Source organism: Variovorax sp. 3319 (assembly GCF_031456585.1).
Lineage (GTDB): Bacteria > Pseudomonadota > Gammaproteobacteria > Burkholderiales > Burkholderiaceae_C > Variovorax > Variovorax paradoxus_P.
Map to the genome: position 1 here is coordinate 547407 of NZ_JAVDUZ010000001.1, position 12970 is coordinate 560376.

General features: G+C 64.2%; 15 protein-coding genes. 10 read left to right on the forward strand and 5 right to left on the reverse strand.

Going from position 1 to position 12970, the window contains the following annotated elements; all coding sequences use genetic code 11:
• The first annotated feature begins 7 nt into the window (after positions 1 to 7).
• Positions 8 to 1018, forward strand: coding sequence for an inorganic phosphate transporter (locus J2X67_RS02645; protein ID WP_309950257.1), 1011 nt, complete (start codon positions 8 to 10; stop codon positions 1016 to 1018).
• A 36-nt stretch (positions 1019 to 1054) separates the two neighbouring features.
• Here the strand turns inward: J2X67_RS02645 and J2X67_RS02650 are convergent, their stop codons facing one another.
• Both J2X67_RS02650 and J2X67_RS02655 read right to left on the reverse strand, forming a co-directional pair.
• A complete protein-coding gene (locus J2X67_RS02650) occupies positions 1055 to 1501 on the reverse strand; it encodes a hypothetical protein (protein ID WP_309950260.1) in 447 nt (148 codons plus the stop codon).
• On the reverse strand, positions 1498 to 2022 hold the full coding sequence (locus tag J2X67_RS02655; RefSeq protein WP_309950261.1) for an N-acetyltransferase family protein: 525 nt from the start codon (positions 2020 to 2022) through the stop codon (positions 1498 to 1500). Before J2X67_RS02655 ends, J2X67_RS02650 begins: the two co-directional genes overlap by 4 nt.
• Before the next feature lie 183 nt (positions 2023 to 2205).
• On the opposite strand from J2X67_RS02655, the gene rpsP reads away from it, so the two are divergent.
• From rpsP to hisC, 7 genes are all read left to right on the forward strand, one after another.
• On the forward strand, positions 2206 to 2469 hold the full coding sequence (rpsP, locus tag J2X67_RS02660; protein WP_028259818.1) for a 30S ribosomal protein S16: 264 nt from the start codon (positions 2206 to 2208) through the stop codon (positions 2467 to 2469).
• A 16-nt stretch (positions 2470 to 2485) separates the two neighbouring features.
• Positions 2486 to 3040, forward strand: a complete 555-nt coding sequence (gene rimM / locus J2X67_RS02665; protein ID WP_281149661.1) for a ribosome maturation factor RimM — start codon at positions 2486 to 2488, stop codon at positions 3038 to 3040.
• 25 nt (positions 3041 to 3065) lie between these two features.
• Positions 3066 to 3812: a tRNA (guanosine(37)-N1)-methyltransferase TrmD gene (trmD, locus tag J2X67_RS02670; RefSeq protein ID WP_309950262.1), complete on the forward strand. Its 747-nt coding sequence runs from the start codon at positions 3066 to 3068 to the stop codon at positions 3810 to 3812.
• A 123-nt stretch (positions 3813 to 3935) separates the two neighbouring features.
• A complete protein-coding gene (gene rplS / locus J2X67_RS02675) occupies positions 3936 to 4310 on the forward strand; it encodes a 50S ribosomal protein L19 (RefSeq protein WP_126749215.1) in 375 nt (124 codons plus the stop codon).
• A gap of 159 nt (positions 4311 to 4469) precedes the next feature.
• Positions 4470 to 5189 carry a CoA pyrophosphatase gene (locus J2X67_RS02680; RefSeq protein ID WP_309950263.1) on the forward strand — a complete coding sequence of 240 codons (720 nt, stop codon included), beginning with the start codon at positions 4470 to 4472 and terminating at the stop codon, positions 5187 to 5189.
• A gap of 49 nt (positions 5190 to 5238) precedes the next feature.
• Positions 5239 to 6240, forward strand: coding sequence for a CobD/CbiB family protein (locus J2X67_RS02685; protein WP_309950264.1), 1002 nt, complete (start codon positions 5239 to 5241; stop codon positions 6238 to 6240).
• Positions 6241 to 6256: 16 nt separating this feature from the next.
• Positions 6257 to 7351: a histidinol-phosphate transaminase gene (gene hisC, locus J2X67_RS02690; protein WP_309950266.1), complete on the forward strand. Its 1095-nt coding sequence runs from the start codon at positions 6257 to 6259 to the stop codon at positions 7349 to 7351.
• Between the two features lie 19 nt (positions 7352 to 7370).
• Here hisC and rsgA read toward each other — a convergent pair whose 3' ends face one another.
• From rsgA to J2X67_RS02705, 3 genes are read right to left on the reverse strand one after another with little or no spacing between them, the layout of a single operon-like run.
• Positions 7371 to 8327 (reverse strand): ribosome small subunit-dependent GTPase A, encoded by a 957-nt coding sequence (rsgA, locus tag J2X67_RS02695; protein ID WP_309950268.1) that lies wholly within the window; start codon positions 8325 to 8327, stop codon positions 7371 to 7373.
• Between the two features lie 15 nt (positions 8328 to 8342).
• The gene (locus J2X67_RS02700; RefSeq protein WP_309950271.1) at positions 8343 to 8690 is read right to left on the reverse strand and encodes a 4a-hydroxytetrahydrobiopterin dehydratase; all 348 of its coding nucleotides are present in this window, start codon (positions 8688 to 8690) and stop codon (positions 8343 to 8345) included.
• 31 nt (positions 8691 to 8721) lie between these two features.
• Entirely contained in the window at positions 8722 to 9981 is a 1260-nt protein-coding gene (locus J2X67_RS02705) for a M48 family metallopeptidase (RefSeq protein ID WP_309950273.1), read from the reverse strand.
• Between the two features lie 59 nt (positions 9982 to 10040).
• On the opposite strand from J2X67_RS02705, the gene orn reads away from it, so the two are divergent.
• Both orn and J2X67_RS02715 read left to right on the forward strand, forming a co-directional pair.
• Positions 10041 to 10637, forward strand: coding sequence for an oligoribonuclease (gene orn / locus J2X67_RS02710; protein WP_309950276.1), 597 nt, complete (start codon positions 10041 to 10043; stop codon positions 10635 to 10637).
• 235 nt (positions 10638 to 10872) lie between these two features.
• Positions 10873 to 12795: a DEAD/DEAH box helicase gene (locus J2X67_RS02715; protein WP_309950278.1), complete on the forward strand. Its 1923-nt coding sequence runs from the start codon at positions 10873 to 10875 to the stop codon at positions 12793 to 12795.
• Positions 12796 to 12970 lie beyond the last annotated feature (175 nt).

The following is a 12970-nucleotide window of genomic DNA, read 5'->3' on the forward strand; positions in this document are numbered from 1 at the left end:
GCGATTGATGGCAACGGTTCAGGTCGCCCTCTGGGTGGTGGTATTGCTGGTCGTGCTCGCGATCGCCTTCGACTTCATGAACGGCTTCCACGACGCGGCGAATTCCATCGCCACCGTGGTGTCGACCGGCGTGCTCAAGCCGGGGCATGCGGTGCTTTTTGCCGCGTTCTTCAACCTGATCGCGATCTTCATCTTTCACCTGAGCGTGGCAGCCACGGTGGGCAAGGGCATTGCCCAGCCCGGGGTGGTGGATGTGCACGTGGTGTTCGGCGCGCTCATTGGCGCCATCAGCTGGAACCTGGTGACCTGGTACTACGGTATTCCCAGCAGCTCGTCGCACGCGCTGATTGGCGGCATTGTGGGCGCCGTGATCGCAAAGACCGGCGCCAGCGGGCTGGTGGCCACGGGCATCTGGAAGACCGTGGCGTTCATTTTCGTTTCGCCGCTCCTCGGCTTCCTGCTGGGATCCATGATGATGGTGCTGGTGGCCTGGGGCTTCCGGCGCGCAACCCCGTCGCGGGTGGACCGCTGGTTCCGGCGGCTGCAGCTGGTTTCGGCAGGGGCCTACAGCCTGGGCCACGGCGGCAACGATGCACAGAAGACCATCGGCATCATCTGGATGCTGCTGATCGCCACCGGCTATGCCTCCGCCACCGACGCGAACCCGCCGACATGGACCATCGTGAGCTGCTATGCGGCCATTGCGCTGGGCACCATGTTCGGTGGCTGGCGCATCGTCAAGACCATGGGCCAGAAGATCACCAAGCTCAAGCCCGTGGGCGGTTTCTGCGCAGAGACGGGCGGCGCTCTCACGCTGTTCCTGGCCACCGCGCTGGGCATTCCGGTGTCGACCACCCACACCATCACCGGCGCCATCGTCGGCGTGGGTTCCGCCCAGCGCGCGAGCGCGGTGCGGTGGGGTGTGGCGGGCAACATCGTCTGGGCCTGGATCTTCACTATTCCGGCGTCGGCTTTCGTCGCCGCAATCGCGTACTGGCTCAGCCTGCAGATTTTCTGAGCCGTGCTGCGGCGCCCTGGCGCCGGCATCAAGCCGCTACTGCGAAATCTTTCGGCCTTCTTCGACCTGGTGTTCGAAGTAGCGCTGAAAGCTGAACACGATGCTGGCCATGAGCACGGTGCTGCCGAAAAAGAGCGCAAGCACCACGGCGCCGATGGTGGCCCAGCTCGTGTGGCCTGCCTCGGCGTCAGGTGGCGCGCCAGCGTTGAATCGGGCATTCCACTTCTCGGGCGTCATGAGGCCATAGATGATGGCCATCAGCGCGCACCCTGCAATGGTGAAGCCGAGCAGCGGAATCAGCACCCAGCTCCAGCCGTCGTCCACACCATACATGCGCACGCGCTCCATGCCGTAGAGGCCCAACGCCGTAGGTACGGGGAGCAGCCAGCCAAGCCAGTCGCCCATGCCGCGCAGGTAGAAGCGGTGCAGGCCCAGCGGGCCGCCCAGAAAAGAGAGCCAGGCGGCAAAGGTTTTGTTTTTCATTCGGGTTTGGTTGTGCTGCCTTCGCCGAGCACCTTTTCCATCAGGACCACATCGCGCCATTGGCCGAACTTCCAGCCGCAGTCCTTGAGCACGCCCACGTGAGTGAACCCGTTGCTGCGGTGCACGCCGATGGAGCCGGCATTGGCCGAATCGCCGATCACTGCGATCAGCTTGCGGACGCCTACCGTTTCGGCGGCTTGCGAGAGTGCGGTCAAAAGTTGCGCGCCAAGGCCCTTTCCACGCGCGGCTTCGGACATGTAGATCGAATCTTCCGCCGAAAAGCGGTACGCCGGGCGCGGCTTGAACCAGTTGCAGTAGGCAAAACCCAACACTTTGCCGTTTTCTTCGGCAACGAGGTAAGGCAGGTTCTTGCCGAGTACATCGGCGCGCCGCGCAGCCATGTCGGCGGCAGAAGGGGCTTCGGTTTCGAACGTGCCGGTGCCGTTCAGCACGTGGTGGGCATAGATGGCCGTGATGGCCGCGATGTCTTCGTCGCGGCTGGGGCGGATGGTAGGGGTCATGCAGGTTGCAAGCAGACGGCGCAAAGGCCGGAATTCGGAGAAAACGCAGGTCGAGCTATAATCGCAGGCTTTTCAGCGTGTCGCTGGCCGGGTGGCCATGTCGCGTGTCTCGACGCTGAAAGAACACTGTGAGCGGGCTTCTTGTTTAGAAAACGGGCTTGCTGCACCACCCAAGGATAAATCATGGTCGTCATTCGACTCTCCCGCGGCGGCTCCAAAGGCCGTCCGTTCTTCAACATCGTCGTGTCGGACAAGCGCGTTCGCCGCGATGGCCGTTTCATCGAGCGCCTGGGTTTCTACAACCCGATCGCCAAGGAAAACGAAGAAAGCATCCGTATTGCCCAGGACCGCCTGGCTTACTGGAAGAGCGTCGGCGCACAAGCTTCGCCCACGGTCCTGCGCCTGATCAAGCAAGCCGCTGCTGCGGCTCCCAAGGCGGCGGCCTAAGCCGTCCAGCACGGCGATGTTGCCCGCACTCGAAGCCGCCGAATTGCCGGCGGATGCGATCGAGGTAGGACGCATCGCCGATGCATGGGGCATCAAGGGCTGGTTCAAGGTCTTGCCCCACAGCGCCCAGCCCGAGGCGCTTTTTTCTTCCAAGCGCTGGTTCCTGCAGGCTCCCGGAGCCTCGGCTACCGCAGCTTTCCGGCTTGCGATCCGCGAAGCCAAAGAACATTCCGACTGCATCGTTGCATCGTCTGAAGACGTGCCCGACCGTAACGCCGCCGAGGCACTGCGTGGCGCACGCGTGTTCGTGCCGCGTTCGAGCTTTCCAACAGCCGGCGACGACGAGTACTACTGGGTCGACCTGATCGGCCTTTCGGTGGTCAATCGCGAAGGCGTGACGCTCGGCACGGTGCGCGAGCTGCTCGCCACGGGCCCGCAGACCACGCTGGTGCTCACGGCCGAAGAAGACGGCAAGACCATCGAACGCATGGTGCCCTTCGTCTCGGTCTTCGTCGACAAGGTCGATCTCGCCGGCCGGCTGATCACGGTCGACTGGCAGCCCGATTTCTGATTTCGCCGATACGGGCCTTGCGCGCATGCGCTTCGACGTCCTCACGCTCTTTCCCGAACTGTTCGCGCCCTTGTTGGCAAGCGGCGTGACGCGCCGCGCCTACGAGTCGAAGCAGGTCGAGGTCGTGCTGTGGAACCCGCGCGACTTTGCACAAGGCAACTACAAGCGGGTGGACGACCGTCCGTTCGGCGGTGGTCCGGGCATGGTGATGATGGCGGAGCCGCTCTCGGCCTGTCTCGATGCGGCGCTGGCCGCACGCGGGGCGCAAGCGCCGGTGGTGCTGTTTTCTCCCATTGGCGAAGCGCTTCGGCATGAAGCGGTCGAGCGCTGGTCGGCCAGCGAGGGCGCGGTACTTGTCTGCGGCCGCTACGAAGGCATTGACCAACGCTTCATCGACACGCGCGTCACGCACCAGATCAGCCTTGGCGATTTCATTCTCTCCGGCGGCGAAATTGCGGCCATGGCGCTGCTCGACGCGGTCGCCCGGCTGCAGCCCGGGGTGCTGGGCGATGAGGCCAGCCACGTGCAGGACAGCTTCAATCCTGCGCTCGACGGCTTGCTCGATTGCCCCCACTACACCCGGCCCGAGCAGTGGAACGGGCAGGGCGTGCCGGCGCCTCTGCTCTCGGGGCATCACGTACAGATCGAGCGATGGCGGCGCGACCAGCGGCTGGCCATTACCGCAGCACGGCGCCCCGACCTGATTGCGGCCGCACGCGATGCGGGTCGCCTGAGCAAGGCCGATGAGACGGCCCTGAAAAAAAAGCTATAATCTTCGGTTCCCCGATCCTCTGCCCGGCCGCGCCCGGCTTTCATTGCGCACCCACGGTGAGCAAGGCAATGAAACCAACGGCGCCTTTTGTGTAGCGCGAGCACGATCGAATATCAGGAAATCATGAACCTCATCGAAACCCTCGAGCAGGAAGAAATCGCCCGCCTCGGCAAGAAGATCCCCGATTTCATGCCCGGTGACACGGTCATCGTCAGCGTGAATGTCGTTGAAGGCACCCGCAAGCGCGTGCAGGCCTATGAAGGCGTTGTGATTGCCAAGCGCAATCGCGGCCTCAACAGCGGCTTCACGGTGCGCAAGATCTCCAGCGGCGAAGGCGTGGAACGTACGTTCCAAACCTACAGTCCGCTGATCGCCGGCATCGAAATCAAGCGCCGCGGCGACGTTCGCCGCGCCAAGCTGTACTACCTGCGCGACCGCAGCGGTCGTTCGGCACGCATCAAGGAAAAGCTGCCGGGCAAGTCGCAGGCTGCCAAGTAAGCTCTGTCTTCCTGCCGTGCAAAAAGCCGCCGCTCTGGCGGCTTTTTGCGTTGGTGCTCCATGCATGATTCTTGCGACCTTTCTGTAAAAAGACAGCGTCGCTTTTTTAAGCTCTACTCCTTCACTGAAACTCCGCACTTGACCGACTCCTCCGCCCCCATGCAATTTGCTCCCGTCGAACCCGTCAATGCCGTGGTGCCACCCACGCTGCTGCCGATCGATCCGCGCAAGGCACCTGTGGTCGGGGGGCCTGACGGCCTGCCTGCGGTGGCCCCTGCGCAGTTGACGCCCGATGCGCTGCGCAAGCGCTTTGCCACGCCACCGGAGTGGACGCCCGAGCTTCGGCGCGAGCCGCGCCTGACCGACCGCGCTCCCGCGCAGGCTGCCGTGCTGGTGCCTATCGTGCAGCGTCCACAGGGCGCGGCCGTGCTGTTGACGGAGCGCACGGCGCACTTGTCGAATCATTCGGGACAGGTCGCATTTCCCGGCGGCCGTGTCGATCCAGGGGACGCGAACGTCGCAGCTGCGGCACTGCGCGAGGCCTGGGAAGAAGTCGGCCTGTCAGCCCACTTCATCGAGGTGCTTGGAAGCCTTCCGACCTACACGACCGTCACGTCATTCGTCGTGACGCCCGTGGTCGCACTGGTAAAGCCGGACTTCGAACTCACCATCAATCCCTACGAAGTGGCACTGGCCTTCGAGGTGCCGCTGGCTTGGCTCATGGACCCGGCCAATCACCGGCGCCACACCGTGCCCGCGCCCGATGGCACGCGGCGCGAGTGGTACTCGATGCCCTATCAGGACGGTGCCGAAGAGCGCTTTGTGTGGGGCGCCACTGCCGGCATGCTTCGCAACCTCTATCGCTTTCTCTCTGCCTGACCTCGGCCTGAGCCGGGAACCCTGGGGGCGCTCTCGCTATCATCGAAGGATGAGCTTCTTTGCCATCCTGTGTGCGTTGCTGATCGAGCAGGTGCGGCCGCTCGCCCCTCACAACCCCGTGTATGGCGGCGTACTGGCATGGACTCGCTGGACAAGCCGCAACTTCGACGCCGGAAAGCCGCATCACGGATGGGTGGCCTGGGGCCTCGCGGTGCTGGTCCCCACGCTTTTGACGCTGGGCATCCACCTGCTGCTGGTGTACACGCTCGGGTTGCCGTTTGCGGTGCTCTGGAGCATTGCCGTGCTTTACGTCACGCTCGGATTCCGGCAGTTCAGCCATCACTTCACCGACATTCGCGATGCGCTCGACGAAGGCGACGAGCCACTCGCTCGCTCGCTGCTGGCGCACTGGCAAGGCGTCGACGCGGCAGAGCTGCCGCGCAGCGAAATCGTGCGGCACGTGATCGAGCATTCGGTGATTGCGGCGCATCGCCATGTGTTCGGCGTGCTCGCCTGGTTCTCGATACTCGCCGCCCTGGGGCTTGGTCCCGCGGGTGCGGTGTTCTATCGCATGAGTGAATTCGTTTCGCGCTACTGGATGCACAAGAACGGCGCGGCGGTGCAGCCTTCGAGCGTTTCGGTGCAGCGCGCGGCCGATCGCGCCTGGCACGCGATCGATTGGCTGCCTGCGCGAATTACCGCGCTGGGCTTCGCCGTCGTCGGGAGCTTTGAAGAAGCGATCGATTGCTGGCGCAACGATGCGCGGCGCTTCCGGAGCGAGAACGACGGTGTGATCCTTGCGGCGACTTCCGGCGCGGTCAATGTGCGCCTGGGCGGCGGAGCGCTGAGCCCGATTCCGGTCGCCGACCCCCTGCCGCGTGCCCAGGCCGGCGATTCGATGGCCGATGGCCGCCGGCTCGACAGCGGCAGCACGCCGGGCCGCGAGCCCGAGCCCGGCCATTTGCGCAGCGTGGTCGGCCTGGTCTGGCGCTCGGTGGTCATGTGGATGGTGCTGCTGGCCTTGCTCACCCTGGCTCGCCTGCTCGGCTGAGCAAAGTGAGCCGGCCATGACCGCTTCGACATCACCGGCCTTCTGGAGCCCGCGCATCGGCGCGCTCGAGCCCTATGTGCCCGGCGAGCAGCCGCGCATCGAAAACCTCGTCAAGCTCAACACCAACGAGAACCCGTATCCGCCGTCCCCGATGGCTGTCGATGCGATCCAGCAGGCGGCCGCGAGCGGCCTGGAGCGCTACCCCGATCCCACCTCCCTTGCGCTGCGCGAAGCGGTCGCACGGAGGCACGGGTTGCAGGCCGACCAGGTCTTTGCGGGCAATGGCTCGGACGAAGTACTGGCCCACGCATTTTTCGCCTTCTTCCAGCAAGCCGAGCCGCTGCTGATGCCCGACGTGAGCTACAGCTTCTATCGGGTCTATGCGCAGCTTTACGGCATTGCATGCGAACTTGTGCCGGTGGACGAGGGCCTTCGCATCGACGTCGATGCCATTGCGGCCAGGGCACGCCGCGGCTGCGCAGGCCTGGTGATCGCCAACCCCAATGCACCCACCGGTGTTGGCCTGCCGCTGGCGCGCATCGAACAACTGCTTGCGGCATGCCCCGAGCGCGTGGTGCTGGTAGACGAGGCGTATGTCGACTTCGGCGGCGAGAGCGCGCTGCCGCTCGTCGAAAAATACCCGAACCTGCTGGTGGTGCAGACCTTGTCCAAGTCGCGCTCCCTGGCCGGCTTGCGCGTCGGCTTTGCGTGCGGCCAGGCGCATCTGATCGATGCGCTCGTGCGCGTCAAGGACAGCTTCAATTCCTATCCGCTCGACAGGCTTGCGGTGGCGGGTGCCGTAGCGGCCATCGAAGACGAGGCGTGGTTCAGAACCACACGCGACAAGATCGTCGACACCCGCGAGGGGCTCAGCCTGCAACTCGAAGACCTGGGCTTCGAAGTATTGCCTTCGCAAACCAACTTCGTGTTTGTGCGCCATCCGGCGCGCGACGCGGCCGAACTGGCGGCGCTGCTGCGCGAGCGTGCGGTGCTGGTACGGCATTTCAAGCAGCCGCGCATTGCGCAGTACCTGCGTATCAGCATCGGCTCGCGGGAGCAATGCAGCGTGCTGGTGCGGCGCCTGCAAGAAATACTGGACAGCCGCCCGTAAGCGTCAGTCTCGGCGCGTCTCAGTAGCGGGGCTGGCTGAGTTCGGCGAAGAGCTCGCCGTAGATCTTGTAGCGCGTCGCGCTGATCGGCCCCGGCTTGGCGGGTGAATCGACATTCGCGATTACACCGCAGCCCGGCTCGTGCAGATGGGTGCAGTTGTAGAACTTGCAGTCGTTCGCGTGCTCGGCAATGTCCGGCATCAGGCTGGCAAGCTGCATCGGTTCGATGTGGTTCAGCCCGAATTCCTGAAAACCTGGCGAGTCGATGAGGCCCGTGGTGCGCGCTTCGTCCACCCAGTACCAGGTGGTGCTCGTGGTGGTGTGCTTGCCTGAATTCAGCGCTTGCGAGATTTCGCCGGTCAGCGCGGTGGCGCCGGGCACCAGCAGGTTGATGAGCGTGCTTTTGCCCGCGCCCGAAGGGCCCAGCACCAGCGTGCTCTTGCCCGCGAGCAATTTCATCAGCGATGCGTAGTCGGCCTCGCCGGAGGCCTTGAGCGAGAGCGGCAGCACGCCATGGTGCATGCGGCGGTAGGGCGCGAGCTTGTTCCATGCGCGCTCGAACGGCTCCGCCAGGTCGCTCTTGTTCAGGGCGATGATCGGCGTGATGTGCTCGGCTTCGGCGGCGATGAGCGCGCGTGCCAGCTGATGTTCTGAAAACTCCGGCTCCGCTGCGATCAGGATCAGCACGTGGTCGAGGTTGGCCGCAAATGACTTGGTGCGGATTTCGTCCTGCCGATAGAAGAGATTGCGGCGCGGCACCACCTCTTCGATCGTGCCTTCGTCTTCGCTGGCCTGCCAGCGCACCCGGTCGCCAACGACGGCTTGGCTCTTCTTGCCGCGCGGATGGCAGATCAGGCGTTCGCCCGCGGGCGTTTCAACCAGGCAATGTCGTCCATGGCTTGCAATGACCAGCCCGTCGTGCAGAACGCGGGCGGATGTGCCGCCTCCCTTGGGGAGCGTGCGGGGCGGCTTAGCCAACGACCGGTTTCCTCATCACGGTGCCGAGTTGGCCACGAGGGCATCGGCCTGGCGCGCGCAATCGAAGTCGGTTATCGAGAGTCCGCCCACGTCGTGCGTATTGAAACGCACGACACAGCGGTTGTAGTGCACCGACAGGTCAGGATGATGATCTTGCGTATGAGCGACAAAGGCCAGCGCGTTCACGAATGCGATGGTCTCGAAGTAGTTGGCAAAGCTGAAGGTCTTCTCGATGGCGACGTTGGCGCCATCTCCGGTGAGCTTCCAGCCGTCGAGCTTGGCAAGGCCGGAAACGATCTCTGTGGCGCTCAGTGCGTGGCGTGGAATGGCTTTCCAGTCCTTGGGCTTGAACATGCTGCTCATTGGCTCGGCTTCCGCGGAAAAATATCGTTGTTCAGGCCGCCGCCATGCGTGCAAGACGCTCGGAGGCCGGAGGGTGGGAATAGTAGAACTTGACGAACACCGGGTCGGGCGTAAGCGTCGACGCGTTGTCCTGGTAGAGCTTGAGCAGCGCGGCCGACAAATCGGCACTGCTAGTTTGTGCCACTGCATAGGCATCAGCCTCGAACTCGTGCTTGCGCGAAAGCCGCGCAGGCAGCGGCGCGACGAAGAAGCCGAACACCGGCACGGCAAGCATGAACAGCAGCAGCGCAAGTGCGTTGTTAGGTGCCTCCATGCTGGGCTGCACGCCCAGGCCCGTGTAGAACCAAACCTGGGTCGAAACCCAGCCCAGCAGCGCGAAGCCCGCCAGGCTCAATGCGAACATCGCCACGAGCCGCTTCACGATGTGGCGGTGCTTGAAATGTCCGAGCTCGTGCGCGAGCACAGCTTCCATCTCGGCCGCGTTCAGCTGGCGCAACAGCGTGTCGTAGAACACAACCCGCTTGCTCGCACCGAAGCCGGTGAAATAGGCGTTCGCATGTGCGCTGCGCCGGCTGCCGTCCATGACGAACAGCCCCTTGGCACGAAAGCCGCAGCGCGCCATCAGCGCAGTGACGCGTTCCTTGACGGTGGGGTCATCGAGCGGCTTGAACTTGTTGTAGAGCGGTGCGATGAACATCGGATAGACGATCATCAGCAGCAGGTTGAAGCCCATCCACGCCACCCATGCCCAGAGCCACCAGGTGGTGCCGGCGGCGCCCATGATCCAAAGTATCAGCGCCGCAATCGGCAATCCGATGGCCGCGCCGATCAGCGTGGAAACCACGGTGTCCCGCAGCCAGAGGCCGAACGTCATCTTGTTGAAGCCGAAGCGCTCTTCGAGCTTGAAGGTTTGCCAGAGCGTAAAGGGCAGTTCGAGCAACCCGCCGATGGCCGCAAAGGCCGCCAGCAGGGCCAACTGCTGCACCATGCCGCCGCCGAGCAGGGCAAGCAGCAGCTTGTTGAGAACGTCCAGCCCGCCCAGCAGCGTCCAGCCCAGCAGCAGCGCCGTACTCCAGGCCATTTCAACCATGCCGAAACGCGCCTTGGCAATGGTGTAGTCGGCGGCCTTCTGGTGGGCGGCGAGCGTGATCTTGTGCTCGAAAGCGGCCGGTACGGCACTGCGATGCCGGGCGACATGGCGCACCTGCCGCGATGCGAGCCAGAACTTCACGAGCAGGCCGATGACCAGTGCGGCCGCGAAGGCAGTGGTGAAGATGAGCGAATAGGACATGGAGCGTCGAGTTTAGCCCTCGGACCCAGCCGGCGCAGACCTTCGACGACAATCATGCAATGCCCGAATCCCTTGACCCAACGATCGTCACGACCACGCCGGTCCTGAAGAAAAGCGACCAGAACCTGGTCTGGCTCGACTGCGAAATGAGTGGCCTCGACCCCGAGAAAGAGCGCCTGCTCGAGATTGCCGTGGTCGTGACCGGCCCCGATCTCACGCCCCGCATCGACGGTCCCGTGCTGGTCATTCACCAGAGCGACGCGGTGCTCGACGCCATGGATGCCTGGAACAAGGGCACGCACGGCCGAAGCGGCCTGATCGACAAGGTGAAGGCCTCCACGCTCGACGAGGCCGCGGCCGAGCAGCAACTGCTCGAATTCATCGCCAAATACGTTCCGCGCAGCGGCTCGCCGATGTGCGGCAACACCATTGGCCAGGACCGCCGGTTCCTGGTCAAGTTCATGCCCCGGCTGGAGGCGTATTTTCATTACCGCAACCTCGACGTCAGCACCCTTAAAGAGCTGGCCAAGCGCTGGAAACCTGCCGCCTACAGCGCCTTCAAGAAGCAGCAGGCGCACACTGCGCTAGCCGACGTGCACGAATCCATCGAAGAACTCGCGCACTACCGGGAAACCTTCTTGAAATTGACGGATTAGATTAGGTAAAAACCCCGAGTCGTGTCATAATCTAGGGCTTCGCTGATTTGGGCTTTCCGGTCAGCGTCTCTTGCATCTCCCTATCTTGCACACCGCGCCCGGTCACATTCGCTGATCAAAAAGGGCCGCAGCCTCCGGCGAAAGCCAGAAGTTGAACGTCGTTGGATGGTTGATGTTTTTAACCACCAACGGGGCGCCGCCTACGGCAGCGCTCGCGTTTGAGATTGATATTTACATGACCGACGCTTTTGAAGCGCAGGGCGAGTTCGCGCCTGTGCAATCCACCAACAACAACGAATTTGTCGCTGCCGCGGACACCATGTCCGAAGCGCCGATTCTCGATGCGCTCGACGCCGCTCCTGAAGCGGCCGCGGCCGAAGAAGCCCGTGTTCCCAACGGTTTCATCAAGCTCGGCCTCGCGCCTGAACTGATCGCCGCCGTGGCTGACCTGGGTTTTACCCAGCCCACCACCGTGCAAGACAAGGTGATTCCGCTTGCCATGTCCGGTGAAGCCGGCCAGGACGGCAAGGCCCGTTTTGTCGACCTGATGGTTTCGAGCCAGACCGGTTCGGGCAAGACCGCTGCCTTCCTGCTTCCCGTGCTGCACACGTTGCTCAAGCGCCAGGCCGAAGCCGAAGCCGAGGCCAAGGCCGAGTTCCAGCGCCTGGCCGCCGAAGCCGCCGCCCGCGGTGAAGCCGTGCCCAAGAAGCCGAAGCGCAAGGACCCGACCAACGCCCGCCATTTCAAGGCCGCCACCCCCGGCGCCCTCATCCTGTGCCCCACGCGCGAACTCGCGCAGCAGGTTGCGCACGATGCCATCGAGCTGGTTCGCCATTGCCGCGGCCTGCGCGTTGCCAACGTGGTGGGCGGCATGCCTTACCAGCTGCAGATCGCCAAGCTTCAGAACGCCGACCTCGTGGTTGCCACCCCGGGCCGCCTGCTCGACCTGCAGCGCTCGTCGCAGCTCAAGCTCGACAAGGTCAAGTTCCTGGTGGTCGACGAAGCCGACCGCATGCTCGACCTCGGCTTCTCGGACGACCTGGCCGAAGTCAACCAGCTCACGATCGAGCGTCAGCAGACCATGATGTTCAGCGCCACCTTCGCGCCGCGCATCCAGCAGCTGGCCCAGCGCGTGATGCGCGAGCCGCAGCGCATCACCATCGACAGCCCGCAAGAAAAGCACGCCAACATCAAGCAGTCGCTGTACTGGGCTGACAACAGCCAGCACAAGCGCAAGCTGCTCGACCACTGGCTGCGCGACACCAGCATCAACCAGGCCATCGTGTTTGCGAGCACGCAAGTCGAATGCGACGGCCTCGCCAACGACCTGCAGCAAGAAGGTTTCAGCGCCGTGGCGCTGCACGGCGCCCTGAGCCAGGGCCTGCGCAATCGCCGCCTGATGGCACTGCGCCAGGGCCAGGTGCAGATCCTGGTGGCCACCGACGTTGCCGCCCGCGGCATCGACGTGCCCACGATCACCCACGTCTTCAACTTCGGCCTGCCGATGAAGGCCGAGGACTACACCCACCGCATCGGCCGCACCGGCCGTGCAGGCCGCGATGGCCTGGCCATCACGTTTGCCGAGTTCCGCGATCGCCGCAAGATCATGGACATCGAGCAATACAGCCGCCAGCAGTTCAAGGCCGAAGTGGTCGCCGGCCTCGAGCCGCAACAGCGCATGCCGCAATCGCGCCCGCCAATGGGCGAGTACCGCGGCGGCCGTGGCGACAACCAGTCGCGTGATCGCAAGTTCGGCAATGGCGGCGCAGGCGGCGGCGGTGGCTACCGCGGCAACAACGGCGGTGGCTATGCCGGCGCCAGCGGCTTCAACGACCGCAACTCGCGCGGCCCGGCCCAAGGCCAAGGTCCGCGCGGCTTCCAGGGCGGCAACAACGCCGGCTTCGGCGGCGGCCGCGATGACGGCGGCAACGGCGGTGGCTACGGCCGCAAGCCGGGCTGGGGCGACAGCGCACCGCGCGGCGGCCATGGCCAGGGCCATCACGGCGGTGGCCGCGGTGACGGCGGTTTCGCTCCGCGCGAAGGCTTTGCACCCCGCGAAGGTTTTGCTCCGCGCGGCAATGGCGCAGGCCATGGCGGTCCGGGCAAGGTCTTTGTACCCCGCGACGCACAAAAGCGTGCGTTCAAGCCCACGCGCTGATCCATTTCAGAGCGGTCGACCGGCCGCTTTGCCCCAAAAGAAAGCCCGCGCTTCGCAAGAAGCGCGGGCTTTTTGCTTGAGGGTTTTCGTGGAGGCGATTTGCCCGGAATTTGATTGACACATGAACAGATGAAAAGTAATGTAATAAGGCATTGCTTCCCCGGTCCGTACCGCG

Bases quoted from the DNA above. Each gene is read 5' to 3' on its own strand.
- J2X67_RS02645 (WP_309950257.1), top strand. From the start codon at position 8: ATGGCAACGGTTCAGGTCGCCCTCTGGGTGGTGGTATTGCTGGTCGTG.
- J2X67_RS02650 (WP_309950260.1), bottom strand. From the start codon at position 1,501: ATGAAAAACAAAACCTTTGCCGCCTGGCTCTCTTTTCTGGGCGGCCCG.
- J2X67_RS02655 (WP_309950261.1), bottom strand. From the start codon at position 2,022: ATGACCCCTACCATCCGCCCCAGCCGCGACGAAGACATCGCGGCCATC.
- rpsP (WP_028259818.1), top strand. From the start codon at position 2,206: ATGGTCGTCATTCGACTCTCCCGCGGCGGCTCCAAAGGCCGTCCGTTC.
- rimM (WP_281149661.1), top strand. From the start codon at position 2,486: ATGTTGCCCGCACTCGAAGCCGCCGAATTGCCGGCGGATGCGATCGAG.
- trmD (WP_309950262.1), top strand. From the start codon at position 3,066: ATGCGCTTCGACGTCCTCACGCTCTTTCCCGAACTGTTCGCGCCCTTG.
- rplS (WP_126749215.1), top strand. From the start codon at position 3,936: ATGAACCTCATCGAAACCCTCGAGCAGGAAGAAATCGCCCGCCTCGGC.
- J2X67_RS02680 (WP_309950263.1), top strand. From the start codon at position 4,470: ATGCAATTTGCTCCCGTCGAACCCGTCAATGCCGTGGTGCCACCCACG.
- J2X67_RS02685 (WP_309950264.1), top strand. From the start codon at position 5,239: ATGAGCTTCTTTGCCATCCTGTGTGCGTTGCTGATCGAGCAGGTGCGG.
- hisC (WP_309950266.1), top strand. From the start codon at position 6,257: ATGACCGCTTCGACATCACCGGCCTTCTGGAGCCCGCGCATCGGCGCG.
- J2X67_RS02700 (WP_309950271.1), bottom strand. From the start codon at position 8,690: ATGAGCAGCATGTTCAAGCCCAAGGACTGGAAAGCCATTCCACGCCAC.
- J2X67_RS02705 (WP_309950273.1), bottom strand. From the start codon at position 9,981: ATGTCCTATTCGCTCATCTTCACCACTGCCTTCGCGGCCGCACTGGTC.
- orn (WP_309950276.1), top strand. From the start codon at position 10,041: ATGCCCGAATCCCTTGACCCAACGATCGTCACGACCACGCCGGTCCTG.
- J2X67_RS02715 (WP_309950278.1), top strand. From the start codon at position 10,873: ATGACCGACGCTTTTGAAGCGCAGGGCGAGTTCGCGCCTGTGCAATCC.